The sequence below is a fragment of the Streptomyces sp. MK7 genome (genome assembly GCF_032658145.1).
Taxonomy (GTDB): domain Bacteria; phylum Actinomycetota; class Actinomycetes; order Streptomycetales; family Streptomycetaceae; genus Streptomyces; species Streptomyces spiralis.
This window is the reverse complement of record NZ_JAVACL010000038.1, coordinates 38,144-61,715: the sequence shown is the minus strand read 5'-3', so window position 1 is coordinate 61,715 and position 23,572 is coordinate 38,144. Positions and strand designations below refer to the sequence as shown.

Here is a 23,572-nt window from a genome sequence, read left to right as displayed (position 1 = left end):
AAACCCACGGGCGACGTGAGCTTCGTCATCCCGGTTGCGGAGGCACCCTGTCCAACTCCGGTACGGATCGCGGCATATGACAGTGGCCGAAGCCGGAGCGACGCGCCTCACACCATTCCAATGCGGCGTCGACTACCGCTATGGTCCCCAGCGGTGGGGCGGTTCCCCGTACCCACCACGCCCTCGGGGGGAGGGAAGGAATCCAGAACGATGCCCGTGCCCGTACCGCGGCAGCGAGCGATCCCGGCCGCGGAGAGTGGTCAGGCGCAGACCGTGTCCCACGGCGGCGGCCCCTCCGCGGCACCGGCCCCGCACCGGGAAGCCACGAAGCCGAAGGAAACGACGGTCGAGAAGGACAACCGCCACAGCGGCCACACCAGCACCCACAGCACACATCTCACCCACAGCACCAATCTCACCCTGCTGCTGATCGAGGACGATCCCGGCGGCTGGCCGATCGTGCCCGAGCTGCTCGACTCGGCCGGCAAGCCGATCCGTGTCCGCACCGCCCGCAACCTCACCGAGGCCGAGCGGCTGCTCACCGACGACGTCCACTGCATCCTGCTGGACCTCGCGCTGCCGGCCCCCGGCCGGTCCGGCGCGTCTGCCGCGTCCGGCGGGTCCGGCTCCGGTGACGACGACGAGCTGGCCGTGCTCAAGCACGTGCTGGAGCTCGCGCCCCGGCACGCCGTGCTGGCACTGACCGCGTCCGGCGACGCCGAGCGCGGCGCCGAGGCGGTCCGGGTCGGCGCCCAGGACTACCTGTTCCGCGACGAGCTGGACGGGCGCCTGCTGAGCCGTGCGATCCGCTACGCGGTGGAGCGCAAGCGCTCCGACACCGCCGAGCGCCGGCTCGCCGAGGGCAGGCTGCGCGCGCAGGAGAACCGCCGCCTGGAGCGCGGTCTGCTGCCCACGCCCCTGCTGGACGGCTCCATGCTGCACTTCGCGGCCCGCTACCGGCCGGGCCGTTCGCGCGCTCTGCTCGGCGGCGACTTCTACGACGCCGTGCGCACCCCGGACGGCACCGTGCACGCCATGATCGGCGACGTCTGCGGGCACGGTCCCGACGAGGCGGCGCTCGGCGTGGAGCTGCGCATCGCCTGGCGGGCGCTGACCCTGGCGGGCCTGTGCGGCGACGAGCTGCTGAACACGCTCCAGCAGGTGCTGGAGCACGAGCGCGCCGACGACGAGATCTTCGCGACGCTGTGCACGGTGGACATCGCGCCCGACGGGCGCCGTGCGGGCCTGTGCCTGGCCGGCCACCCGTCCCCGCTGGTCATCTCCCCGGGCCGGCCGGCCCGGCTGCTGCCGTACGACAACAACGGCCCCGCCCTCGGCCTGCTGCCCGGCGCCCGCTGGCCCCGGACGCAGGTGGAACTGGGCGCCGAGTGGAGCCTGATGCTCTACACCGACGGCCTGATCGAGGGCCGGATCGGCACGGAGGGCGAGCGGCTGGGCCAGGACGGCATGGTGGAGATGGTCAGCCGCCAGTTCGCCCAGGGCATGCGCCGCGAGGAGCTGCTGCGGGCGGCGGTGAACGAGGCCCGCGAACTCAACGGCGGCGAGCTCACGGACGACGTGGCGCTGGTCCTGCTGGACCGCGAGCCGTAGGGCCTGCCGCGGAAAGCCCCGGGCGTCCGCGGCCCGGGAGCCCGGTGAACGGCGTGAACGACGTGAACGGCGGTCGGCTCACCGGCCGCCGTTGTACGGCCCGTAGGGGCCGTCGCTGCTGCTGCCGCGGCGCCCACCCCAGCCTCTGCCGCCGGAGACCTGCTTGAGCGCGGGCCGTACGTCCACGATGTAGACGATGCTCGCGATCGCGCCGATGACCGGCAGGAACATGAAGATCGAGAACAGGTAGCTCACGACGAGCGCCAGGCCCAGGATGACCAGCCAGAACACCTTGTTCTGCTTGTCGGCCGCGCGGAACGCGTCCTCGCGCCGGATCGCCGCGTCGACGAGCCCGAACGCGGCCAGGGCCATGAGGAGGATCTTCAGAATCCCCAGGAACCCCGCGAAGCCCAACATCAGCATGCTGTCCACCGCCCGTTCTCTCCGACTCCTACGCGGCCACCGTACCCGGAGAACGGGCCGGACACCCCAAGGGTGCCCGGCCCGTACGCCTGTCGCCCGGACGGGTGACGCGTGCCTCTGCCCGGTCCTGACCTACTTGGCGGGCGGCGTGGTCTTCCTGGTGGTGGTGGTCGTGGTCCTGCGCGGGGCCGGGGCCTTCTTCGCCGGGGACGGGGCCTTCTTCGCGGCCGCCGCGGCCTTGGACTCGGTGGACCCGGCGGGCTTGTCCGCCTCGGGCTCGACGGCGACGGCGAGCTCCTCGACCTCCTCGGCGAGGTCCTCGATGCCCTCGGCGGCCTGGCCGCGCCAGGTCTTCACGGCCTGCTCGCCGTGCTCGGCGACCTTCTCGTAGGTCTCGCGGGCCTTCACGGCGTACTCGGCGGCGACACCGACCCCGCGCAGGGCGAGGTCCTGGGCGGTCTCGCCGAGCTTCTTCAGGTCGGCGTCGAGGTTGGTGCCGAACTTCTTCAGGTCCGCGTCGAAGGAGCTCCAGAACTCGGTGACCTTGGTCTGGACGGTCTCCTGGGTCTCCTTCACACGGGCGGCGGCCCGCTCCTGGACGGCCTTCGGGTCGGTGTTGCGCACGGCGTCGATACGGGCCGGGGCCTCGGCACGCAGCTGATCCACCAGGGCGGGCACCTTCTTGGCCTGCCGCAGGGCCAGGTCCGCGGTGCCCGCGGCGAAGTAGAGCGGCGTCGGGTCGCTGAGGGTCTTGCGCAGGTCGTCGGTGATGGCCATGGTGACTGATCCTCCCGGATCGCTTTCGGCTGAGGGTTTCGGTGTGCCGCGGTGGCCCGGCCGTCGGGCCGGCCGTGGGGGCCGTGGGATCAACCGGCCGCCTGCCGCGGATCGGCGTCGTTGCCGCCGGACGTGCGGGGTGGGTGCTCGGCGGGGGCGGGGTGGCCGCCGTCCGGCTCGGGGACGGTGGCCGGCCGTATGGTGCCGCCGCTTCCGTCGTCGGCCGCGCGGGTGTCCTCGTCACGGGCGGCGCCGCCTTCGGCGTCGTCCGCCCTGCCCGCCCCGAAGCCGTTCTCCTTGCGGAAGGACTCGTAGATCTGGAGCAGCACCTGCTTCTGCCGCTCGTTGAGCGAGGGGTCGGCGAGGATGACGGCCCGCGTCTCCACTTCGTCCCGGTCCCGCTCGGCGTCGAGGATGCCGGCCCGCACGTACAGCGTCTCGGCGGAGATCCGCAGCGCCTTGGCGACCTGCTGCAGCACCTCCGCGCTCGGCTTGCGCAGCCCGCGCTCGATCTGGCTCAGGTACGGGTTGGACACCCCGGCGGCGTCGGCGAGCTGCCGCAGCGACAGCTGCGCGTTGCGCCGCTGCTCGCGCAGGTACTCACCGAGGTTGCCGACGTTGAGCGATGCCATGCCTCCAGCTTGCACCACCGGCGCTAACAATTGCAAGCACCTGCTTGCAAGAGTGTACGAGCCGGGCGCCGGACCGACCGGGAACCGGTCAGGATTCGAGAAGCGCGGGCCGCTCGGCCGCGCCTAGCGTGACTGCTGTCGTCGTCCGGCGGCCCCATCGCCGGCCGGCCCGCGACGTACCCGCGACCGAACCACGACCACAGGAGTGACCATGACCAGCTCTCCCACCCAGGGCATCAAGACCGTGCTGCACCCCGTCTCCGACCTGGCCAAGGCCAAGGAGGTCTACGCCGCCCTGCTCGGCGTCCAGCCGCAGGCCGACGCGCCCTACTACGTCGGTTTCGAGGCCGCGGGCCAGCACATCGGGCTGGTGCCGGGCGGTGGCCCGCAGGGCATGACCTCGCCGGTGACCTACTGGCATGTGCCGGACATCGAGGCCAAGCTGGCCGAGGTGACCGCGGCGGGCGCCACCGTGAAGGAGCCCGCCCACGACGTCGGCGGCGGCCGCCTGGTAGCGACCTTCACCGACCCCGACGGCAACGTCCTCGGGCTGCTCCAGGACCGGTGAACGGAGCCTGCGGCCGAGAAGCACCGCCCCGGGAAAGGAAGGCGGACGTCCCGCTCGCATCTGGTTGGATCGAGCGGGCGGGACCGACACAGACCGTGCAGAGCGTGAAGGGCGGATGGAGACACCATGAGCAGTGACACGAGGACGGACACACTGCCGGCCGCGCCGCACACGGCCGACAGCCACGATCTGATCCGCGTGCACGGCGCGCGCGAGAACAACCTCAAGGACGTCGACGTCGAGATCCCCAAGCGCCGGCTGACCGTGTTCACCGGTGTCTCCGGCTCGGGCAAGAGCTCCCTGGTGTTCGACACGATCGCCGCGGAGTCGCAGCGGCTGATCAACGAGACCTACAGCGCCTTCGTGCAGGGCTTCATGCCGACGCTGGCGCGCCCCGAGGTCGACGTGCTCGACGGGCTGACCACCGCGATCATCGTCGACCAGCAGCGGATGGGCGCCGACCCGCGCTCCACGGTCGGCACCGCCACCGACGCCAACGCCATGCTGCGCATCCTCTTCAGCCGGCTCGGCAAGCCGCACATCGGCTCGCCCAAGGCCTACTCCTTCAACGTCGCCTCGATCAGCGGCGCCGGTGCGGTCACCGTGGAACGCGGCGGACAGCAGATGAAGGAGCGGCGCAGCTTCAGCATCACCGGCGGCATGTGCCCGCGCTGCGAGGGCCGGGGCACGGTCACCGACCTCGACCTCGCCCAGCTCTACGACGACTCCCTCTCCCTCAACGAGGGAGCCCTGATGATCCCCGGCTACAAGACGGGGGGCTGGAACTACCGGCTGTACACCGAGTCCGGCCTGTACGACCCGGACAAGCCGATCCGGAAGTTCACCAAGCGGGAGTTGCAGGACTTCCTCCACAAGGAACCGACCCGCATGAAGATCGCGGGCATCAACATGACCTACGAGGGTCTGATCCCGCGGATCCAGAAGTCGATGCTCGCCAAGGACAAGGAGGGCATGCAGCCCCACATCCGGGCGTTCGTGGACCGTGCGGTCACCTTCACCGTCTGCCCCGACTGCGAGGGCACCCGGCTCACCGCGGCGGCCCGGTCCTCGAAGATCGACGGCATCAGCATCGCCGACGCGTGTGCGATGCAGATCAGCGACCTGGCCGACTGGGTACGGTCGCTGTCCGAGCCGACGGTGGCACCGCTCCAGGCCTCCCTGCGGCACACCCTCGACTCCTTCGTGGAGATCGGCCTCGGCTATCTCTCGCTGGACCGGCCGGCGGGCACGCTCTCGGGCGGCGAGGCCCAGCGGGTGAAGATGATCCGCCACCTAGGCTCGTCCCTCACCGACGTCACGTACGTCTTCGACGAGCCCACCATCGGGCTGCACCCGCACGACATCCAGCGGATGAACGAGTTGCTGCTGCGCCTGCGCGACAAGGGCAACACGGTGCTGGTCGTGGAGCACAAGCCGGAGGCGATCGCGATCGCCGACCACGTCGTCGACCTCGGTCCCGGCGCCGGTACGGCGGGCGGCACCGTCTGCTTCGAGGGCACCGTGGAGGGGCTGCGGGCCAGCGGCACCCTCACCGGCCGGCATCTGGACGACCGGGCCCGCGTCAAGGACACCGTGCGCAAACCCACCGGATCCCTGGAGATCAGGGGCGCGACGACGCACAACCTCCAGAACGTCGACGTCGACATCCCGCTGGGCGTGCTCTGCGTGGTCACCGGTGTCGCCGGCTCCGGCAAGAGCTCGCTGGTGCACGGCTCGATGCCGGCCGGCGCCGACGTCGTCTCGGTCGACCAGACCCCGATCCGCGGCTCGCGGCGCAGCAACCCGGCGACGTACACCGGTCTGCTGGAGCCGATCCGCAAGGCATTCGCCAAGGCCAACGGGGTGAAGCCGGCGTTGTTCAGCGCGAACTCCGAGGGCGCCTGCCCGAACTGCAACGGCGCGGGGGTCGTCTACACCGACCTGGCGATGATGGCCGGGGTCGCGACGACCTGCGAGGAGTGCGAGGGGAAGCGGTTCCAGGCGTCGGTGCTGGAGTACACGTTCGGCGGGCGGGACATCGCGGAGGTGCTGGCGATGCCGGTGACCGAGGCCGAGGAGTTCTTCGCCACCGGTGAGGCGCGGGTCCCGGCGGCCCACAGGATCCTCGAGCGCATGGCGGACGTCGGCCTGGGCTACCTCACCCTGGGCCAGCCGCTCACCACGCTCTCCGGCGGCGAACGCCAGCGCCTGAAGCTGGCCACGCACATGGCCGACAAGGGCGGCGTCTACGTGCTGGACGAACCGACGACGGGCCTCCACCTGGCCGATGTCGAACAGCTCCTCGCCCTCCTCGACCGCCTGGTCGACTCCGGCAAGTCGGTCGTCGTGGTCGAGCACCACCAGGCGGTCATGGCCCACGCCGACTGGATCATCGACCTCGGCCCCGGCGCCGGCCACGACGGCGGCCGGATCGTCTTCGAGGGCACGCCCGCCGATCTCGTCGCCGCCCGCTCCACCCTCACCGGCGAGCACCTCGCGGCCTACGTGGGCGCCTGACCGTGCCGCGCGCGGGCGGGGGTTCGAGGAGGTCCGTGGCCCGGCCTCGGCTCAGATCTCGAACCCCTGCTCGCCGAGGATCCCGTCGATGCGCGCCCGGTGGGCGCTCTCCCACTCGTCCGGGGTCTGTGTCGCCTCCTTGACGAGCTGTGCGTGCGCCGCCGTCAGGATCTCGTCGGCGCGGGCGGCCGGCACCGCCACCACGCCCTCCTCGTCGGCCACGACGATGTCCCCGGCCTCGACCTGGACCCCGCCGCAGCGCACGGGCCGGTTCAGAGGGCTCGCTGCCGACTTGCCGCCCGGGACCGGGATGACACCCCGGGCGAAGACCGGGAATCCCATCTTCCGTACCTCGGCGAGATCGCGGATCAGGCCGTCGGCGACGAAGGCGGCGACACCCCTGCGCCGCGCCACGGCGCACACGTTGCCGCCGGCCAGCGCGTAGTCCAGGTCGCCGGACTCCACGACGATCACCGAGCCGGGTTCGGCGCGGTGGACGGCGGCGTGCAGCATGAGGTTGTCCCCGGGCGGGCAGCGCACGGTGAACGCCGGCCCGGCCACGCGCGGCACCGGCTGCCACAGCGGCCGGATCCCGATGTCCATGACCCGCTCGCGCCCCAGCAGGTCGGCGAGAGTGGTGACGGGAACGTCCCGGAAGGCAGCGACGACGGCGGACTCGGTCATGCCAACGACCCTAGCCTGCCCGGTGGCTTCGGACGGCTGCCGACATTCACGGGACCGCGGAGCAGCCGCCGGACCGGTCGTCGGTCAGGGGCCGGCCGCGGCCGCCACGGCGCAATCCCTACGCCAGGGCGCGGGCAAGGTAGGGGTTCGCCGTGGAGCGGACCTTCAGCCCCAGGGAGCCGGTGGCCGCGGCGAGGGTCATCGCGTACGAGTCGATGGCCCTGCGCACGTTGGGGGCGTCCAGGCTGGCGCCGGTCACCAGGCGGTCCAGGTCCACGTAGGCGGACCGCACCGTCTCGATCCACCGGTACACGCGCCAGTCCTGCGACCAGTCGGCCGTGTAGTCCGCGGGCAGGTTGCGCTCCCAGCGCCGGAACATGCGCTGCCGGATCTCCGGGCGGGTCGGGGTGAGGTGCATGTGCCGGACCAGGTCGTACAGGGGATCACCGATCAGGGCCATCTCCCAGTCGATGAAGGTGAGGGCCAGGGCGTCGTCGCGGCGCACCAGGTTCCAGGGGTTCAGGTCGCCGTGCAGCAGGGCCGGCCGGCGCGGGCTCACCCAGTACCGGCTCAGGATCTGCCGGAGCCTGGGCGCGTCGGGGAGCCCGAGGAGCCGGGCCAGCTGCTGCGACTCCTTCGGCAGGTTCCCCACCAGGATCACCAGCTGGTCGCACAGCCAGGTGAAGAAGGTCTCCTCGCCCGCCACGGGGTCGAGCGCGCTGTAGTCGACGCGGGTCAGCGCGCAGAGCTGGTCGACGAGTCCGTCCGCCTCGTGCGGCAGCAGGCCGTGCACCGGATGGCCGGGCGGGCGGTCGGTGTCCTCGGGCCCGACGTAGGTGTGGATGGCGTACTGCTCACCCCGGTGGCTGCGGCCCAGGGCGAGCACCCGCGGGGCCGCCACCGGGGCCCCCGACCGCTCGATGGCCCACAGCACGGCGTGCTCGCTCAGGAAGCTCGGTTCCCGCCGGCAGACGTTGGCCACCTTGCGGCGCACCACGACCGGACGGCCCACCCCCGGCACCCGCACCACCGAGTTCAGGTGCGCGGTGCCCTTGAACACGCGGCTGGCCGGTGCCATCCCCTCGGCGACCAGCGCGTGCTCGACGGCGGAGGCGGGGAAGTCGGAGCGCTCGGGAAGCCGGCGGTCTCCTGACCAGGAGATCGATCCGCCCGTCCGGCCCGGGCCGCCCCGCACCGCCGCCCGGGAGGCCCGCCAGCGGAAGAGGACACGTTCCACCTCCGGTGTGTCCGGCACGTTCCTGAGGGCGAGCGGTTCGGCGGCCGCCTCCAGCGCCCGGCGTACGGAGGCCGTCGCCTCGTCCAGGCTCTTCTGGTCGGCCGAGTCCTCCAGGGCCTTCGCGGCTCGCATCACGTCCGGGTAGACGGACTGCGCCCGCTCGAAGGCGACATAGTGCTGAAGGTCCTTGGCCAGGCCGTTGACGGCCGCGGGGCGGATGCGGCTCATGGCCGCCGCCCAGGCGTCGATCACCTCGCCCCACTGGTGGCCGGGGTAGCGCATCCGGACCAGGTGCGTCGCCAGGTCGTGCAGCGGGTCGCCGTAGGTCGCCAGTTCCCAGTCGACGCAGATGAGGGGCGGATCGCCGCTGTAGGACATGATCAGGTTGTCGCGGTGCAGGTCGGCGTGGAGCAGGCCGAAGGGCCGCCGGGCCATGGCCGGCACCCGCTCGGCCAGCCGGACAAGGGCGTCCTCCGGAATGCCCAACGCGGCGAACAGTCCACCGAATGCCTGCCAATTGGGCTGGCGGATCTGCCGATCCGCACGGCGTACGAGGGTCTGCAGGAAGCCCTGGCTGTCCTTGTCGTTGCGCGGCCAGTCCGGTGGCAACGGGGGCAGCGCCTCACGGCGGACCTGGGTCATCCGGGCGAGCAGTTCCACCAGCGCCCTGACGAGCAGGGTGTCGACCGGCTTTCCGTTGGCGCAGACGCTGGAGAGGGGCACGCCCTCGACATAGCTGTGGATCGCGAAGGCGTCCTGCTTGACCAGGCATTCCGGGACGTTGGGCAGCACGCCCCGGAGGGAGTCCAGGATCTCCGACTCGTCCGGCCACGTCCTGATCACCACGGGCAGCGCCTCGGCGCGGCGGATCCGGACGGTCACCGAGATGCCGGCCTCCCGGTGCAGCAGCCGGGCCATGTGTTCCGTCAGGGGCAGCACGTAGTTCCGGTTGTGGTGACCGCTGCTCGCCCGGCCGAGCTCCGCCGCGTGCTGTACGAACTCCTCCACGTCGCGGACGGCACGCTCCCCGAGAGAGGGACGGGGAGGAGGTGGTGCGCCCACGGCCGCTCCAAGTGCTCACGCGAGAATCACAGTATGGCAAAACGTAGGACAATGCTCATATCGGGCACGGCTGAGCGCGCTTCCTGTCGGCACAACGGGTGGTGTGCCCATGCCTGTGCCTGCGGCTCGCGTCGCGGAGTCGAGGTCGCCTTGCACACCACCTCTTGCGAGCCATACGTGCCGTGCGGAGCCGTTGCTCATGCGGTGCGGGCATGCTACAGCACACCTCTGGGGCCACCGGCCACTTCCGCTACTCGGCCAGCAGAGTCCACACGGACTCGAACCAGGCCTGCATGGAGGTGGCGAAGACGGAGCCCGGTGAGTCGGGATCCGCGTCGCGCACATGGTGGGTGAGGGTGGAGCCGAGGCCCAGCACGTCGAGTGCCCTGATCTCCTCACCGCTCTCCAGGAGCACCGGACGCTCGATCACCTCGTAGGTCCCGAAGAGGACTTCCGCCTCGTTGATCACGTACAGCTTGAAGGCCGGCGTCAGCGGTGCGTGCCGGATCTGCACGTCGACGTCGGGCACCAGGCCCTCGGTCCTCAGCTCGGCCAGCACACCCCGCAGCGACTCCGTGTGCCGCCGCGTGATGGCGTGCAGACGGTCGCGCAGCAGGTCGGCGCCCTTGTCGTCCATGGCCCTGGGATAGGGCAGCGGCAGCGAGGCGGACGGCAGGAGCATGCGCAGGGCGATGCGCCGGGGCCGGATGAAGCCGCCCCTGATCCGTTCCGCCTGGAGCCGGATGTGCGCGTCCAGCGACTCGGACGTCAGCGTGTAGACGTCCAGGGTCACCTCGGGCTGCTCGAAGGCCTCGCTGATGAGGGGGGCCAGCGTCACGCCCCGGTGCGAGCGGGTGGCCTTGGCGGACGAGGACTGTATGCGCTGGTTCTTGATGACGCGTGAACCGCTGCCCTGCCGTGACTCGATCCAGCCTTCGTTGCTCAGCTCCCGCAGCACCCGCTGCACGGTGTCGCGGGAGACCCCGAACTCCTCGGCCAGGTCCCGCTGGGAGGGCAGGAACGAGCGCCTCGGGTACGTTCCGTCGGCCATCCGGGACCGCAGTTCCTCGGACACCCTGCGGAACGCCCGGCCGCCGCCGTCGCCGGTGCGTTCTTCGGTCACGACTGGACCGTACCGCTACCGGTCCACTCGCAAACGGATTTCCGGCCCTCCGGTCGGCCCTGTCGGTCCGGCCGGTACGGCGGGTGCGGCGCGCCGGGCAGCTTGTACGCCGGTTGTACGCGGGTTAATCGGTCAATCGAACCGGGGACAACCACTTCACGACAACCAGTCCAATTGGTCCAATGGCTGGCCGAGTCACTGGAACTGGAAGGGTGGGTGGGGAACGTGGGGAACGTGGTCCTGCTGCAACTCCTGCGGGTCGCGGGTGAGTTCCTGCTGACCGGCGGAGCCCAGGCCAGGCTGGGCTCCGCCGGTCTGGCCCTGCTGGTCGCGGTCACCGTGGGCGTACGGGCCCGCCGGGCCGGCCTCGCCGTCGGCGCCGCGGTCCTGTTCACGCTGCTGATGGCCCAGGCCCAGGAGTCTCTCCGGCGGACGCCTGTCGCAGGACCACGTCCTAGCCGCGCAGGATCCGCAGCACGGGTTCCAACGAGTCCACGATCACGGTGGCGCCCGCCTCCTTCAGGAGCTTCTCCTTGCGCGCGTTGTGCGCATAGCCGAGGAAGGGGACGCCGGCGCGGAACGAGGCCTCGTGGTCGGAGGGGGTGTCGCCGATCATCAGGGCCTCCGCCGGGGCCGCGCCCGTCGCGTTCAGGGCCCGGTTCAGGCAGTGCGGGTCCGGCTTGAGGTGGTGCAGGTCCTGGGTGCGGCCGTAGACGTGGGGGTCGAAGCAGGCGGTGAGGCCCCGGCCGTCGAGGTAGGCGCGGACCACGAGCGGCGAGTTGTTGGTGGCGATGGCGAGCCGGGAACCCAGCGCGGCCCAGGTACGGATCAGCGGGTCGGCGTACGGCGTGGGCCAGGCGGAGGAGGCGGCGTGCAGCTCCTCGTGGGTGAGGCGGGCCTCCAGTTCGGCGACCAGGTCGCTGCCGGGGTGCCGGCGGTCCACGGCGCGCAGCACGACGTGCGGGTCCAGCGACTCGCGCTCGCCCTCGGTGAGCAGGCCGTGCAGCCCCCGGCCTTCCAGCCACCGCACCAGCCCGGTCGCCACCCGCTCCGAGGAGTGCCCGGCGAACAGACGGCAGATCGGGCCGTCGAAGTCCCAGAGCACGGCCCGCGCACGGGTGACCAGTTCCCGCAGTTTCTCGTTCTCGGTCGTCTCTGCCACCGAATCGGTCTGCGTCGTATCAGAAGTCACTAGGAGAGTGTCAGGTCCGTGGTGATGGTTTCCCAGAGGGCGTCGAACCACTTCTGCGATTCCGTCACGAACGCGGCGTCCCGCTGCCCGGCCCGCTTGACGAAGGAGAACAGCAGCGAGGCGGAACCCAGGGCGTCGTACATGTCCAGGGTCTCGTCGCCCCAGTCCTCCTCGCGCCGGGTGAGGGTGTAGTAGCCGATCAGTGCCTCCTCGCCGTTGAGCAGGTAGAGCTTGACCGGCGGGGTGAAGGGCAGGGCGCGGAAGGCCACGTGTACGTCGATGCCGTGGGTGGCGCGCAGGGACTGAAGGTTGTGCCGCAGCACATGCCCCTGTGCGTTGCGCATCTCCAGCCAGCGCTGGTGCACCACCTCGTCCTCGTCGCCGCCCTCCACGGGAACCGGGAAGGCGAGGGAGATGTGCTTGGACGGCACCAGGATGCGGACGTCGATGGCGTCGGGGCGCATACGGCCCTCGTGGATCAGCCGCAGCGGCTCGCCGATGGCGACCATCAGCGTCTCCGCCGTGTGGCACACGACGTCGATCCGCACCCGCCGGGCCGAGAACGCCTCCGTCAGCCGGGGCGCGAGGCCCACCATCGTCGGCAGGGGCTCCTCGCGCACGGGGGCCGCCTCGGCGATCCTCGGCGGGCTGCCCTTGCTCACGTTGCTGAGCAGGCCGTCCTCCTGGAGCGCCCGCAGGGCCTGGCGCACGGCACCGCGCTCCACCCCGAACTCCTCGGCGAGTTCGGCCTGGGTGGGCAGGCGGTCGCCCGGCTTGAGCTCGCCGGTGCGGATCCTGTCCCGCAGTACCTCGGCGATCTCCTGGGCAGAGCTTCTGCGGCTCCCGTTCACGGCCACGTTCTCCTGGGTCACGACCAAACGCTACAACTCTGATCCACCTGACGGGAGTTGTTTGAAACCTGTTTATAGGTGGCCGCCAAGTGGGGACAACTATAGAAGAGTTGGCCACCAACTTGAATTAGTTGGCGAAAGTTAGTTGCACCTCCTGCTCCACAGCACCCCCACTCCCATCCGCCCAGGACAGCCCGAAGGGGGAACGCCGTGCCTGTTGCTCTCGCTCTTCTGTCCGCCGTCTTCGTCGTCGGCTTCGAGCAGCTCGTCCAGGTGAAGTACGGCGCGACGGGCATCGTCGGCCTGCTGCTGCTCACCGTCGGCATCAAGGCCAAGAGCCCGGCCGTCAGCTCCGCCGGGGCGGTGGTGCTGGCGGTGCTCGTCGCCGGTCCCGCCCTGTGAACGGCCCGGGGCCGCTGCGCGTCACGCCCCGTGGACCGCTCGACCCGTCGTTCCGACGACCCGTGGGAGACGTCAGCTCGTCAGCACCAGCTCCGAGCTGATCGTCTCCCACAGTGCGTTGAACCACACGTGCGACTGCTCGACGAACGTCGTGTCGCGCGGTCCGGCGCCCTCGACGAAGGAGAACAGCATCGACTGGGAGCCCTCCGCGTCGTACAACTGGAGGTGTTCGTGGTCGATCTCCTGCTCACGCCGCCGCACGGTGTAGTACGCGAACAGCGCCTCGGTGGCGTTGAGCAGGTAGAGCTTGACCGGCGGGGTGAAGGGCAGGGCCCGGAAGCTGACGTGCACGTCGATGCCGTGCGTGGCGCGCAGGGCGAGCAGGCTGTGCCTGAGCACCTGGCCCTGCGCGTTGCGCTGGGCCAGCCACCGCCTGCGCAGCCGGCCCGCCGCGGCCGAGTCCACCGGCGCCGGGAAGGCGAGTTCGATGTCCCGGCTGGGCAGCAGCACCCGCACGTCGACCTTGGCCGGTTTCAGTCGCCCGGCATGGATCTGCCGCAGCGGTTCACCGATGGCGAGAGTGAGCGAGATCGACGTCAGGCACAGGGCGTCGATCTCCACGTGGGAGGCCTCGAAGGCGGCGGCGATACGCGGGGCGAGCGCGGCCGTGGTGGGCAGCGGAGGGGCTGCTGTGCCGGTCAGGGCACCTCGCGGGTCGGGGGCGACGGTCGCCGGGCTGCCCTTGGACACATTGCTGAGCAGATGCTCCGAGTACAGGATGCGCAGGGCCCGCCGTACGGCCGTGCGCTCCACGCCGAACTCCTCGGCGAGTTCGGCCTGCGTGGGCATGCGCTGGCCCGGCCGCAGTTCACCGGTCCTGATCCGCCGCCGCAGTTCGTCGGCCACCTCGCGGTGTGACCTCTGTGGCCGTTGTGACCTCTTCCGCCCAGTGGCGGAGGCGTGTTCCGGGTCCACGGTCGAACAGTACAACTTCCCGCCATCTTTAGACAGTTCGCGGAAAGGTGGTTATGAGACGCTTCCAGGCGGAGATAAGACAAGTGAAGTTGGTGGCCAACTTGAACGACATGGTTGAACCATCCAAAGGTTGGCCACCAGGGTGACAGTCGGGGAACGCCGTACCGCGCTCCCTTCCGGAGGGGAGCCGGGAGCCCGGTCGGCACCGCACAGCCACGGCTCGACAGCCGGGACGCACAGCCACAACCGAAGACGGTCGGCACAGCCACAACTCAAGACGGTCAGCACAGCCACAACCGAACATCGTGAGCACGGCCACAACTGAACAGCCAAGCTACGGATGCGTCACCCCTGTCACTGTCACCGGCAGGAAGGAGCGTTCAGAACATGTCCGGGCACCACGGTCGCCTGGATGTACGCAGCAGGGCGTCGGCCACCACGGCGGCGCCCGCTCGTTCTTCCTGGACCCGGCCGAGTGCCGCGAGCCGCACCGCCGACTCGTCGCCGAGCCACAGGGCCGCCAACTCGCCCACGTCCAGCGTCAGATCCGCGCTCCGAGTCGTCGGCGTACAGGACGCTCCCTCGGGCGAGGCCTCCAGCCGCCACCGGCCCCCGGCCGGTCCCGTCCCGTCGCCGATCTCCAGCACCAGCGTGCCCGTCCCCTGGTACGTCCGCGCCTCCAACGCCCGTACGACGTCCAGGATCCGCACCCACAGCCAGTCCGTCTGCGTGGTGACCGCGGCCGCGCGCGGGTCCGGCAGGAGAAGGGGCAGCAGGTCGTCCGGGGCCCGCCGGCCGCTCTTGACCCTCACCACCCAGTCGATCGAGCACACGTGCAGCCACAGCGCGCGCTCGGCGGCCGGGGTCACCGCGATGAGGCTCTTCACGGTGGCCGTGTTCAGCGGCTGCTTGGCATCCGACCAGGTCTCGTCGCACACGTACACCGCCAGGCCCTCGACCGTGCCGTCCGCCGCCCGGTACACGGCGTGGAAGGGCTCGGTCCACGGCTCGCGATCCAGACGCCGCGCGCCGGTGCTGACCTGCCACCAGCGCTCGGAACGGTCGATCAGGCCGGGCCGGGCGTGGCGCAGCCGCTCGTGCAGTTCGGGGCCGAGCTTGCGTACGTCGTCGCCGCCCACGAGGTCGACACGGCCGCCGTCCTGCGGGCCCGACCAGCGCGGGTCGAGGCCCGCCCGGGGTACGTCGATCGTCCACTCGGTGGTCCAGGTGGCGGGGCCGAAGCCGTAGCGGCCGTAGATCGGGTACTCGGCCGCGATCAGGGTGGCGACGACGTCGCCGCGCTCCTTCGCCGCGGCGAGGTCGTGGGCCATCATGCGGGTCAGCAGGCCGCGGCGGCGGTGGGTGGCGGTGACGGTGACGTTGGAGATGGCGTCGGCGGGGACGGGCGTGCCGCCGACGGCGGTGAGCTCCTGCGGGAAGGAGCGGAACGTCGCGACGATGGGGGTCCCCCCGCGCGAGCGCATTCGAGAGTGGGGGAGGCCGGCGTCGAAGGCGCCGAGGGTGCGGGCGGGGACGAGGTAGGAGCGGCGGTCGGCGATCTCCTCGGGGGAGACGTCGGGGCTGCGGAGGAAGCCGGTGTTCAGGGCGCGGATCCAGTCGGGGATCTCGGCTTCGGTGATGGGGCGCACGTCGATGTCGGGGCGGGCGGGGTGGTGCGGGCGGGTGGCGGTCATGGGTTGACGGTAGGGGGTGGGTACGGGGGTGTCGTGGGGATTTTTCCTCGCCCCGCCGCCCCTGCCCGCCCCATCGCTCAGGGGCTTCGCCCCCTCGCTCAGAAAGTCGCCCGTATCTCCCCCACCACTCGTCCTCCGCCCTGGAGCGGGGCGTGTGCGATGCGCTGGATCACCGGGGCGTCGACGCCCATCAGGGCCAGGGCGCGGGCCAGGACCGGGCCCAGTGCCCTTGCGGCGCCGTCGTCGATCTTGAGGGCCAGGGCGCGGCCGTCCGGGAGGGCGACGGCCTGGACGGCCTCCGCGCCCACCTTGGACAGGGCGCCGGGCACCTCGCGCATCAGCCACGTGTCGTGACGGCGGGTGCCGGCGACGTACTCGGGGTGGGCGCGCATGGCGTCGGCGACCCGGCGCTCGGCCGTGCCCGGCGCGGCGAGGACGAACGAGCGGTAGGCGCGGGCCAGGCCGGTGAGGCTGATCGCCATCAGCGGCGCGCCGCAGCCGTCCGTGCCGACCGCCGCCACGTCCTCCTCCGCCGCTTCCTCCACACCCCTGTGGATGAGCCGCTGCAACGGGTGCGCCGGGTCGAGATACGACTCCAGCGGCCACCCCCTCAGCGCGCACGCCGCCAGCATCGCGGTGTGCTTGCCGGAGCAGTTCATCGCCACCCGGTCGCGCCCCGCCCCGGCCGCCAGCCAGGTCTCCCTCTCCTCCTGGTCCAGCGGCAGGTCGGGCGGGCACCGCAGCCGCTCCGGCGACAGCCCGTGCTCGTCCAGCATCTTGTGGACGAGGTCGCGGTGGAAGGGCTCCCCCGAGTGGCTGGCCGCCGCGAGTGCGAGCCGCTCCCCGGCCAGGTCCAGGCCCGCCCGCAGCACGCCCGCCGCCTGCATGGGCTTGTTGGAGGACCGCGGGAAGACCGGCGCCGTCACCTCCCCCCACGCGTGCTCGACCGCGCCGTCCGCGCCCAGCACCACCAGGCTGCCCCGGTGCCGCCCCTCCACGAACCCCGAACGCACCACTTCGGCGAGGACGGGGGAGACGGCGGGCGAGACGCCGGACGGGGCAGCGGACGCGGACGACGCAGGTGACGCAGGTGACGCGGGCATCGGCGGTTGCCTTCCGGGGACGACGGCGACGACGGGCTGGGAGACGCACGGCACGGGGAAGACGTGCCCCGCGCGGGCCCGGGGTCGCCGCGGCCACACCGTCAGACGAGCAGGTCGTCCACCTGTGCCTCACCCTCACGGTACCGGCGGGCGATCTCCGCGCTGCAGCCGTCCGCCGTGCGCTGCAACTGCTGCCGGCGCCGGGAGACCTGCTGCTCGTACCGCACCAGCCGCCCCATCGCCGCGCCCAGCTCCGGATCGGTGCGGGCGCCCAGGTCCGACAGCTCGACCTCGGCGAGCATCTCGGCGGCCAGCCGCCGGTACTCCTCGCTCTGCGGTGTGCCGAGCGTCACATGCCTGGCCGACGAGCGCTGCCGGGCGGGGGCGTCCTTGAGGATCTCCGCGAGCCGTTCGACGACGGACGCCTGCCCGCTGTCGACGACGGCGGCGATCCCGGCGGCCGAACCGCGGGCGGCGCGCCCGGCCGCCGCCCCGCGCCGGGCCAGTTCCGCGCGCAGAATGTCGATGCGCCCCTGGAGCAACCGCCGTACGTAACTCAGGTCGGCCTCGTCCCGCTGCGCCTGCCGGCGCAGGGTGCGCAGTTCGGGCAGGCTCGGCACGGTCAGGTCCGGCTCCGACAGGTCCATCGGCAGCCCGGTGTGTCCGGCGTCCACCGGTGACGGGTCCGGCGGGATGGGTGGGATCGGCGGGATGGATGGGATGGGCGGGCTGTCGGTGCGCTGCACCGGCGGCCGATGGGTCGTCTCCGCGATCGCGGCGCGGAACGGCGGGACCGCTCCGGGCTGCGCCTGCTGCTCGGTACTCGATGTGCTCATGCGCCTCAACCGTCCCCTCGACCGGCGCGTACGGAAGCATCGTGCCACCCCGAGTGGCCAGTATGTGACCGAGTGCCCCCGATCAGCCCCAGATGGGGGGTTACGAAGCATAAATAAGCACGATATGGACGCAGCGGCAGCGCGGGGCCGGGCCCGCCGTGGAACGCGGCCGGCCGCCCGGCATGATGGTCGGCATGCGTGCAGTGGTGCAGAGGGTGGACGGCGCGAGTGTCGTCGTGGACGGCCGGACGGTGGGGGCCATCGAGGGCGAGGGGCTGTGCGTCCTGGTCGGGGTCACCCACGAGGACACCAAGGAGAAGGCGGCGCAGCTCGCCCGCAAGCTCTGGTCGATCCGCATGCTGCACGACGAGAAGTCGTGCAGCGACATCGGTGCCCCGCTGCTGGTCATCAGCCAGTTCACCCTCTACGGCGACGCCCGCAAGGGCCGCCGCCCCACCTGGAACGCGGCGGCCCCCGGCGAGGTCGCCGAGCCGCTGGTCGAGGAGGTGGTCGCCCAGCTGCGTGCGCTGGGGGCGACGGTGGCGACGGGCCGGTTCGGGGCGGCGATGCGGGTGTCGTTGACGAACGACGGGCCGTTCACGGTGCTGCTGGAGATCTAGCTATAGCTAGGGGGCACGAACCGCGAGCGCTACGGCTCCACGACGACCTCCTGGGCCGCCGCCGTGTCCCCCGCCATCAGCCGGGCGTCCAGCGGGACGTTGCGCTTGACCAGGGCGAGGGCGACCGGGCCGAGTTCGTGGTGGCGGGCGGAGGTGGTGACGAAGCCGATCCTGCGGCCGTCGGGCCCCTCGTCGGCGAGGCGGATCTCGGTGCCGGGGACCGGCAGGTGCACCTCGCTGCCGTCCAGGTGCAGGAAAACCAGGCGGCGCGGTGGCTTGCCCAGGTTCTGCACCCGGGCCACCGTCTCCTGCCCCCGGTAGCAGCCCTTGTGCAGATGCACGGCCGTACCGATCCAGCCCAGCTCATGCGGGATGGTGCGGTGGTCGGTCTCGAAGCCCAGCCGGGGGCGGTGCTGCTCGACGCGCAGCGCCTCGTGGGCGAGGATCCCGGCGGGCGGGCCGGCCTGCTCCGCGTACGGCTCCAGGTCCACACGGGGCAGGAACAGGTCACGGCCGTACGGGGTCTCGCGTACGACGACCCCCTCGGGCACCTCGGCGATCGAGCCGGCCGGCAGGTGCACCACGGCGAAGTCGGCCGTCCGGTCGGCGACCTCGACCCGGTAGAAGAACTTCATCGACTCCAGGTACGCGATCAGCGCCTCCTGAGTGCCCGGTTCCACATGGGCCCAGACCGTCTCGCCGTCGTCGACCAGGTACAGCGCGTGCTCGATGTGGCCGTGCGCGGACAGGATCAGCGCCTCGGTGGCCTGGCCGGGGGGCAGCTCGCTGACGTGCTGGGTGAGCAGCAGGTGCAGCCAGCTCAGCCGGTCCTCGCCGCTGACGGTGACGACACCGCGGTGCGAGAGGTCGACGAAGCCGGTGCCGTCGGCGAGGGCACGCTGCTCTCGGAACAGGTCGCCGTAGTGGGCGGCGACACCTTCGTCCACACCCTCGGCGGGAACGGCGCCGGGCAGGGACAGCAGGGGGCTCTTCATACGAGCAAGCCTACGACGTGGCGTTCGGCCGCTTCCGTGAACAGTCCTTGCAGCGGCCGAAGATGGCGAAGTGCTTCATGTCGGTGTCGAAACCGAACTGCTGCCGCAGCTTGGCGGTGAAGTCGGCGGCCACGTCCACGTCGGCCTCGATGACGTTCTCGCAGTCCCGGCAGACCAGGTGCAGATGGTGGTGGCGGTCGGCGAGGTGGTAGGTGGGCGCGCCGTGGCCGAGGTGGGCGTGGCTGACCAGGCCCAGCTCCTCCAGCAGCTCCAGGGTCCGGTAGACGGTGGAGATGTTGACCCCCGACGCCGTCTTCCTCACCTCGCTGAGGATGTCGTCGGGGGTCGCGTGCTCCAGGGTGTCCACGGCTTCGAGCACGAGTTGCCGCTGCGGCGTCAGCCGGTAGCCGCGCTGCCGCAGGTCGGTCTTCCAGTCGGTGCTCACCACACCGATGAGTCTAGGACTACTTGAAGAAGGCGATCCCGTCGTCCGGCAGGTCGTCCGGGAGGGCCTTGGCCCAGCGCTCGACGTCCTCCGGGGTGACGACCTTCTTCAGGTGGGCGGACATGTAGGGGCGCAGCTCGACCTCGGGGGTCTGCTTCTCGCCGACCCACATCAGGTCGCTCTTGACGTAGCCGTACAGCCGCTTGCCGCCGGTGTAGGGGCGGGAGGCGGCGGTGCGCGCCACGGCGTCCGTGACCAGGTCGATCTGCGGCTTCTTGTCGGCCAGCTCGCCGTACCAGATCTCGATGACGCCGTCGTCGCGGGTCATCGTGACCTCGACCTTGCGGTCGGAGTCGATCCGCCAGAAGCCGGCCTCCGACTCCAGCGGCCTGACCTTGTTGCCGTTGTTGTCCAGCACCCAGGTGCGGGAGTGGTACTCCAGGAAGTCCCGGCCGTCGTGGGTGAAGGTGACCTCCTGGCCGAAGTTGCACTTCTCGGCGCCGGGGAAGTCGAAGACACCCGCGCCGGCCCAGTCACCGAGCAGGAAGGCGAGGGGGACGAGGTCCTTGTGGAGGTCGGACGGGATCTCGATCATGAGCTGGTTTCCCTGTTCGGAGTCAGCGCTGGCCCTGGTACAGCTTCTTCACGGTCAGGTAGGCGAAGGCGAGGACGCCGACGCAGACCAGGACCAGCAGGGTTTCGAAGAAGATCTCCACGGGGTGCTCCTTGTTGAGCGCGGTGCGGTACGTACGTACACAGGGCCGGACCCCAGCTTAGTCGGGCGGGATCCGGCCCTCCTGTCGAGGTGACCTTCAGCCGCTCAGCCGAGCAGCTCGCTCTGCAACGTGACCGTCTGCTGGAACGGAACGGCACGGGCGGCGCCCTTGCGGGACTGGAGGATCACGGCGAGGACGTCCCCGGCGCGGAGGTAGGCCTGGCGCACCTGTTCGGCGCCGTACGGCTTGGACTCCACGTAGTAGGTGCCCGGGATGTCGTCGTTGTGGGCCTCGATCGGGAAGTCGGCGTCGAAGACCGACGAGTCCGCGCCGCGTATGGCGTACCCGGGGCTGTGTTCCCGCGTCAGTTTTCCGTCGAGGTCGTCCACGACGGCCGCGGTGTCGAACTGGAGCAGGTAGATCCGGGTGTGCGAGCCGTCCTGCGTGGTCCAGCCGCGGGCCGCGATGTGCCTCAGCCCGTGGTCGGTCAGCTGCTGCCCGAGCTCGGTACGGTCCTGGGGCCGTGCGTACTCGGCGAGGAAGTCCTTCTTCGCCAGCCATCCACCGGTGCCGCGCAGCGCCTTGTCCTCCCGCGCACCCCGGGGGGCGGGCAGCAGCAGGGCGCGCAGATCGGCGTAGTGCGCCCCGGTGGCGTTGCTGTCGGCGAACGGTGCCGGGCTGCCGGAGGGCAGCGGCGGCCTGATGATCTCCGGGTAGTCCCAGCGGCCGTCCGAGGCGGTGGCGAGACCGGGCAGGTCGGTGCGGTCCATGCGCGTGATCCCGTACGCCGTCCCCGTCCCGGCCACGGCGAAGACCACGACCGCAGCGGTCCAGCGCAGCACGGCCCGCAGCCGCCTGCGGTCCTTGGCGGGTGACGCCGGTACGGCGGGTGGGACGGCGGGTACCTCGGGGGGCGCCGGGCGTGCGGGAGGTGCGACGGGTGCGGGAGCTGCCTGGGGTGGCACGGAGGGAGCCTCCTCGGGCATCGGCGGGACCGCCGGCTGCTGGTCCTGGGTCTGCTCGCTCATACCGCCTTCCCCGGGTCCTTGATGCGGTCGAGCTGGTCACGGAACAGCCGCGCCGCGGCCTTGGTGTCCAGCGGCTTCACCGCGTTCATCGTCGCGCTGACCAGAACGTCGCCCTCGTAGGCGGAGCAGACCATGACATCGAGTTTGTCCTTGGAGCCCGCGGGCGGCAGGAAGCACTTGGCGTTCCGGTGGCCCTCGATCTCGGGACCGGCGCGGAAGACCTTCAGCGCGTCGAGGAAGTCCTGCTGGAAGGCGACGATGGAGCGTGCGCTGCGCCGGTCCATGCGGGACAGAACGATCTCGGCGGTGAAGGCATCCTTGGCGAGCTGCCAATCCTCCCTGGTGGCGGTGCTGACATAGCTGCGCATCGCCATGCCCTGGATGTGCTGCTTGTCGATCTCCTTCTCCAGCCGGCGCCGCTGGGCGCGGGGCAGGCTTCGCAGCGACTCCTTGCGCAACGCGGTGGCCTGCGCACCGTTGAGTTCGGCGTCGGCACCGAACTCGTCCAGGTCCGGACCCCGGACGTTGTCGTCGGCGCCATAGGGCAGCAGCAGCCCTTTCAGCCCACGTGCCTCGGACGGGCGCTTGCCCTCGGCGGCGGCCGTCGGCAGGCGCCAGACGGGGGCACCGGGATCGCGATCGGCGTCGCGCACGGTGACCACGGTGAAGCCGGTGCCACCGACCAGAGCGGCGAGCAGCACGGCGCAGCCGATGATCGGCACGGCCCTGCGCCGGCTCCGGGCGGGGCGAGGGGACGGCTCGGCGGGCCCGTCGGGCTGAACGGCCTGCGCGGGCTGCTCGGGCTGTGCAAGACGCTCGGGCTCTACGGGCTCTGCCGGCTGCTCGGGCCTCGGGGGCGGGTTCTCGTTCAAAGCCGCTCCATCTGCCGCTCGGCCAGGCTCATGATCTCCTTCTTGGTGATCGGCTTGGTGTCGGTGACGTAGATCTCCATGGCGATGTCGCCACGCCAGGCGTGCGCCTCGGCCGAGTACAGCGGGACGTAGCCGGGCTTCCGGTCGGGCTCAGTGTCCGAGTACGCCATGCCGTCGCCGGTGCCGGGAACGCCCCAGCTGTGGCCCACGTTGTTCTGCTCAGCCCCGCGCATGGCTGTCTTGGCGCTGGCAGCCGCCTTCAGGGCCTCTTCCTGGCGGTACTGCGCGAGGACGATCAGCACCGAATGTGTGTCACCCGTCTGCCACGAGGTGATCGCTGCCCGCCGAAACTGGGACGCCAGCTCGTCGGCGAACACCTGGGCCGGCTCGGTGTAGATCTCCGCATGCTCGGCGAGCGTCCACCAACCGTCGTCGCTCGCGAAGAAGGGATCGTCCCGGGCGCCCTTCGGCCGGTCGATCAGCAGCTTGCGCAGGTCGCCGTCCGTCTTCACCCGCCGGTCCTGCGCGGCCGGCAGCGGCTCCACCGCACCCTTCGCCTGCCCGACGACCGGCTGCGACAGCGGCGGCAGCACGGTGGGCTCGCGGCCGGCCTGGACGAGGTAGCCCGTGCAGGTGCCGGCGACCAACCCGAGAGCGGCTGCCGCGGCGACGAGCAGAACGGAGCGCCCGCGTCGGCGCGGAGGCCGTGATTCTTCGGGTCTTTCCGGTTCTTCCAAGACGTCCCCCCACAGAACGTGAAGCGCGCCTTCCGTATGCGCGCTCCACAGGAGACCCACAGCCGATGCCCGAAGTTGTAAGTGACCTGATTACGATTCGGGCATGGCGAAGAAGCTCGTGATCAAGGTGACGGCGGGGGCGGACGCGCCCGAGCGGTGCTCGCAGGCGTTCACGGTGGCGGCTGTGGCCGTGGCCAGCGGGGTCGACGTCTCGCTGTGGCTGACCGGGGAGTCGTCGTGGTTCGCGCTGCCGGGCCGGGCGGCCGAGTTCGAGCTTCCGCACGCGGCACCGCTGCCCGACCTGATCGACTCGATCCTCGCGGCCGGCCGGATCACCCTGTGCACGCAGTGCGCGGCCCGCCGGGACATCACGGAGAAGGACGTGATCGAGGGCGTGCGGATCGCGGGCGCGCAGGTCTTCGTGCAGGAGGCGCTGGGCGACGAGACGCAGGCGCTCGTCTACTGAGGGCCC

24 protein-coding genes are annotated in these 23,572 nt (G+C 71.3%); 6 read left to right on the top strand and 18 right to left on the bottom strand.

Annotated elements, in window-relative coordinates; all coding sequences use genetic code 11:
- Positions 1 to 210 precede the first annotated feature (210 nt).
- The gene (locus R2S09_RS30995) at positions 211 to 1,611 is read left to right on the top strand and encodes a PP2C family protein-serine/threonine phosphatase (protein WP_306191400.1); all 1,401 of its coding nucleotides are present in this window, start codon (positions 211 to 213) and stop codon (positions 1,609 to 1,611) included.
- A 78-nt stretch (positions 1,612 to 1,689) separates the two neighbouring features.
- Here R2S09_RS30995 and R2S09_RS30990 read toward each other — a convergent pair whose 3' ends face one another.
- From R2S09_RS30990 to R2S09_RS30980, 3 genes are all read right to left on the bottom strand, one after another.
- The gene (locus R2S09_RS30990; RefSeq protein WP_306191399.1) at positions 1,690 to 2,034 is read right to left on the bottom strand and encodes a DUF2516 family protein; all 345 of its coding nucleotides are present in this window, start codon (positions 2,032 to 2,034) and stop codon (positions 1,690 to 1,692) included.
- Between the two features lie 132 nt (positions 2,035 to 2,166).
- Positions 2,167 to 2,811 (bottom strand): hypothetical protein, encoded by a 645-nt coding sequence (locus R2S09_RS30985; RefSeq protein WP_306191398.1) that lies wholly within the window; start codon positions 2,809 to 2,811, stop codon positions 2,167 to 2,169.
- Between the two features lie 89 nt (positions 2,812 to 2,900).
- Positions 2,901 to 3,443, bottom strand: a complete 543-nt coding sequence (locus R2S09_RS30980) for a helix-turn-helix domain-containing protein (RefSeq protein WP_306191397.1) — start codon at positions 3,441 to 3,443, stop codon at positions 2,901 to 2,903.
- Between the two features lie 211 nt (positions 3,444 to 3,654).
- Here R2S09_RS30980 and R2S09_RS30975 point away from each other — a divergent pair, with 211 nt between their 5' ends.
- Both R2S09_RS30975 and R2S09_RS30970 read left to right on the top strand, forming a co-directional pair.
- Positions 3,655 to 4,011, top strand: coding sequence for a VOC family protein (locus R2S09_RS30975; RefSeq protein ID WP_316744586.1), 357 nt, complete (start codon positions 3,655 to 3,657; stop codon positions 4,009 to 4,011).
- A 126-nt stretch (positions 4,012 to 4,137) separates the two neighbouring features.
- Positions 4,138 to 6,528 carry an excinuclease ABC subunit UvrA gene (locus tag R2S09_RS30970; protein ID WP_316744584.1) on the top strand — a complete coding sequence of 797 codons (2,391 nt, stop codon included), beginning with the start codon at positions 4,138 to 4,140 and terminating at the stop codon, positions 6,526 to 6,528.
- 51 nt (positions 6,529 to 6,579) lie between these two features.
- Here the strand turns inward: R2S09_RS30970 and R2S09_RS30965 are convergent, their stop codons facing one another.
- From R2S09_RS30965 to R2S09_RS30945, 5 genes are all read right to left on the bottom strand, one after another.
- Positions 6,580 to 7,212: an RraA family protein gene (locus tag R2S09_RS30965; protein ID WP_316744583.1), complete on the bottom strand. Its 633-nt coding sequence runs from the start codon at positions 7,210 to 7,212 to the stop codon at positions 6,580 to 6,582.
- A gap of 118 nt (positions 7,213 to 7,330) precedes the next feature.
- Positions 7,331 to 9,457, bottom strand: coding sequence for an aminoglycoside phosphotransferase family protein (locus R2S09_RS30960; RefSeq protein WP_306191392.1), 2,127 nt, complete (start codon positions 9,455 to 9,457; stop codon positions 7,331 to 7,333).
- A 304-nt stretch (positions 9,458 to 9,761) separates the two neighbouring features.
- Entirely contained in the window at positions 9,762 to 10,634 is an 873-nt protein-coding gene (locus R2S09_RS30955) for a winged helix-turn-helix domain-containing protein (protein ID WP_316744582.1), read from the bottom strand.
- Between the two features lie 454 nt (positions 10,635 to 11,088).
- The gene (locus tag R2S09_RS30950; RefSeq protein ID WP_316744581.1) at positions 11,089 to 11,796 is read right to left on the bottom strand and encodes an HAD family hydrolase; all 708 of its coding nucleotides are present in this window, start codon (positions 11,794 to 11,796) and stop codon (positions 11,089 to 11,091) included.
- 29 nt (positions 11,797 to 11,825) lie between these two features.
- Entirely contained in the window at positions 11,826 to 12,704 is an 879-nt protein-coding gene (locus tag R2S09_RS30945; protein ID WP_306191388.1) for a FadR/GntR family transcriptional regulator, read from the bottom strand.
- Between the two features lie 183 nt (positions 12,705 to 12,887).
- Between R2S09_RS30945 and R2S09_RS30940 the strand changes: the two genes are divergently transcribed.
- The gene (locus tag R2S09_RS30940; protein ID WP_306191387.1) at positions 12,888 to 13,079 is read left to right on the top strand and encodes a hypothetical protein; all 192 of its coding nucleotides are present in this window, start codon (positions 12,888 to 12,890) and stop codon (positions 13,077 to 13,079) included.
- A gap of 72 nt (positions 13,080 to 13,151) precedes the next feature.
- On the opposite strand, the gene R2S09_RS30935 is transcribed toward R2S09_RS30940, so the two are convergent.
- The 4 genes from R2S09_RS30935 to R2S09_RS30920 form a co-directional block, all read right to left on the bottom strand.
- Positions 13,152 to 14,069 (bottom strand): winged helix-turn-helix domain-containing protein, encoded by a 918-nt coding sequence (locus tag R2S09_RS30935; RefSeq protein ID WP_316744580.1) that lies wholly within the window; start codon positions 14,067 to 14,069, stop codon positions 13,152 to 13,154.
- A gap of 365 nt (positions 14,070 to 14,434) precedes the next feature.
- The gene (locus tag R2S09_RS30930) at positions 14,435 to 15,748 is read right to left on the bottom strand and encodes a GNAT family N-acetyltransferase (RefSeq protein ID WP_316744579.1); all 1,314 of its coding nucleotides are present in this window, start codon (positions 15,746 to 15,748) and stop codon (positions 14,435 to 14,437) included.
- Between the two features lie 98 nt (positions 15,749 to 15,846).
- Positions 15,847 to 16,851: an asparaginase gene (locus R2S09_RS30925; protein WP_316744578.1), complete on the bottom strand. Its 1,005-nt coding sequence runs from the start codon at positions 16,849 to 16,851 to the stop codon at positions 15,847 to 15,849.
- Positions 16,852 to 16,952: 101 nt separating this feature from the next.
- Positions 16,953 to 17,687: an ABC transporter permease gene (locus R2S09_RS30920; protein WP_306191383.1), complete on the bottom strand. Its 735-nt coding sequence runs from the start codon at positions 17,685 to 17,687 to the stop codon at positions 16,953 to 16,955.
- Positions 17,688 to 17,881: 194 nt separating this feature from the next.
- On the opposite strand from R2S09_RS30920, the gene dtd reads away from it, so the two are divergent.
- Entirely contained in the window at positions 17,882 to 18,307 is a 426-nt protein-coding gene (gene dtd / locus R2S09_RS30915; protein ID WP_306191382.1) for a D-aminoacyl-tRNA deacylase, read from the top strand.
- A gap of 29 nt (positions 18,308 to 18,336) precedes the next feature.
- On the opposite strand, the gene R2S09_RS30910 is transcribed toward dtd, so the two are convergent.
- The 6 genes from R2S09_RS30910 to R2S09_RS30885 all read right to left on the bottom strand — a co-directional run bounded on the left by R2S09_RS30910 (position 18,337) and on the right by R2S09_RS30885 (position 23,010).
- Complete coding sequence (locus R2S09_RS30910) at positions 18,337 to 19,302, bottom strand: folate-binding protein YgfZ (RefSeq protein WP_306191381.1); 966 nt, start codon at positions 19,300 to 19,302, stop codon at positions 18,337 to 18,339.
- A gap of 10 nt (positions 19,303 to 19,312) precedes the next feature.
- Positions 19,313 to 19,750 (bottom strand): Fur family transcriptional regulator, encoded by a 438-nt coding sequence (locus R2S09_RS30905; RefSeq protein ID WP_306191380.1) that lies wholly within the window; start codon positions 19,748 to 19,750, stop codon positions 19,313 to 19,315.
- Between the two features lie 16 nt (positions 19,751 to 19,766).
- The gene (locus R2S09_RS30900; protein ID WP_306191375.1) at positions 19,767 to 20,342 is read right to left on the bottom strand and encodes an FABP family protein; all 576 of its coding nucleotides are present in this window, start codon (positions 20,340 to 20,342) and stop codon (positions 19,767 to 19,769) included.
- Positions 20,343 to 20,567: 225 nt separating this feature from the next.
- Positions 20,568 to 21,491 (bottom strand): hypothetical protein, encoded by a 924-nt coding sequence (locus R2S09_RS30895; RefSeq protein WP_316744577.1) that lies wholly within the window; start codon positions 21,489 to 21,491, stop codon positions 20,568 to 20,570.
- Complete coding sequence (locus R2S09_RS30890) at positions 21,488 to 22,213, bottom strand: hypothetical protein (protein ID WP_316744576.1); 726 nt, start codon at positions 22,211 to 22,213, stop codon at positions 21,488 to 21,490. Before R2S09_RS30890 ends, R2S09_RS30895 begins: the two co-directional genes overlap by 4 nt.
- A gap of 146 nt (positions 22,214 to 22,359) precedes the next feature.
- Complete coding sequence (locus R2S09_RS30885; RefSeq protein ID WP_316744575.1) at positions 22,360 to 23,010, bottom strand: hypothetical protein; 651 nt, start codon at positions 23,008 to 23,010, stop codon at positions 22,360 to 22,362.
- Positions 23,011 to 23,203: 193 nt separating this feature from the next.
- Between R2S09_RS30885 and R2S09_RS30880 the strand changes: the two genes are divergently transcribed.
- Positions 23,204 to 23,566 carry a DsrE family protein gene (locus tag R2S09_RS30880; protein ID WP_316744572.1) on the top strand — a complete coding sequence of 121 codons (363 nt, stop codon included), beginning with the start codon at positions 23,204 to 23,206 and terminating at the stop codon, positions 23,564 to 23,566.
- Positions 23,567 to 23,572: the final 6 nt, after the last annotated feature.

Coding starts and splice junctions, on each gene's coding strand:
- R2S09_RS30995 (WP_306191400.1), top strand. CDS start 211: ATGCCCGTGCCCGTACCGCGGCAGCGAGCGATCCCGGCCGCGGAGAGT.
- R2S09_RS30990 (WP_306191399.1), bottom strand. CDS start 2,034: ATGCTGATGTTGGGCTTCGCGGGGTTCCTGGGGATTCTGAAGATCCTC.
- R2S09_RS30985 (WP_306191398.1), bottom strand. CDS start 2,811: ATGGCCATCACCGACGACCTGCGCAAGACCCTCAGCGACCCGACGCCG.
- R2S09_RS30980 (WP_306191397.1), bottom strand. CDS start 3,443: ATGGCATCGCTCAACGTCGGCAACCTCGGTGAGTACCTGCGCGAGCAG.
- R2S09_RS30975 (WP_316744586.1), top strand. CDS start 3,655: ATGACCAGCTCTCCCACCCAGGGCATCAAGACCGTGCTGCACCCCGTC.
- R2S09_RS30970 (WP_316744584.1), top strand. CDS start 4,138: ATGAGCAGTGACACGAGGACGGACACACTGCCGGCCGCGCCGCACACG.
- R2S09_RS30965 (WP_316744583.1), bottom strand. CDS start 7,212: ATGACCGAGTCCGCCGTCGTCGCTGCCTTCCGGGACGTTCCCGTCACC.
- R2S09_RS30930 (WP_316744579.1), bottom strand. CDS start 15,748: ATGACCGCCACCCGCCCGCACCACCCCGCCCGCCCCGACATCGACGTG.
- R2S09_RS30925 (WP_316744578.1), bottom strand. CDS start 16,851: ATGCCCGCGTCACCTGCGTCACCTGCGTCGTCCGCGTCCGCTGCCCCG.
- R2S09_RS30920 (WP_306191383.1), bottom strand. CDS start 17,687: ATGAGCACATCGAGTACCGAGCAGCAGGCGCAGCCCGGAGCGGTCCCG.
- dtd (WP_306191382.1), top strand. CDS start 17,882: ATGCGTGCAGTGGTGCAGAGGGTGGACGGCGCGAGTGTCGTCGTGGAC.
- R2S09_RS30910 (WP_306191381.1), bottom strand. CDS start 19,302: ATGAAGAGCCCCCTGCTGTCCCTGCCCGGCGCCGTTCCCGCCGAGGGT.
- R2S09_RS30900 (WP_306191375.1), bottom strand. CDS start 20,342: ATGATCGAGATCCCGTCCGACCTCCACAAGGACCTCGTCCCCCTCGCC.
- R2S09_RS30895 (WP_316744577.1), bottom strand. CDS start 21,491: ATGAGCGAGCAGACCCAGGACCAGCAGCCGGCGGTCCCGCCGATGCCC.
- R2S09_RS30880 (WP_316744572.1), top strand. CDS start 23,204: ATGGCGAAGAAGCTCGTGATCAAGGTGACGGCGGGGGCGGACGCGCCC.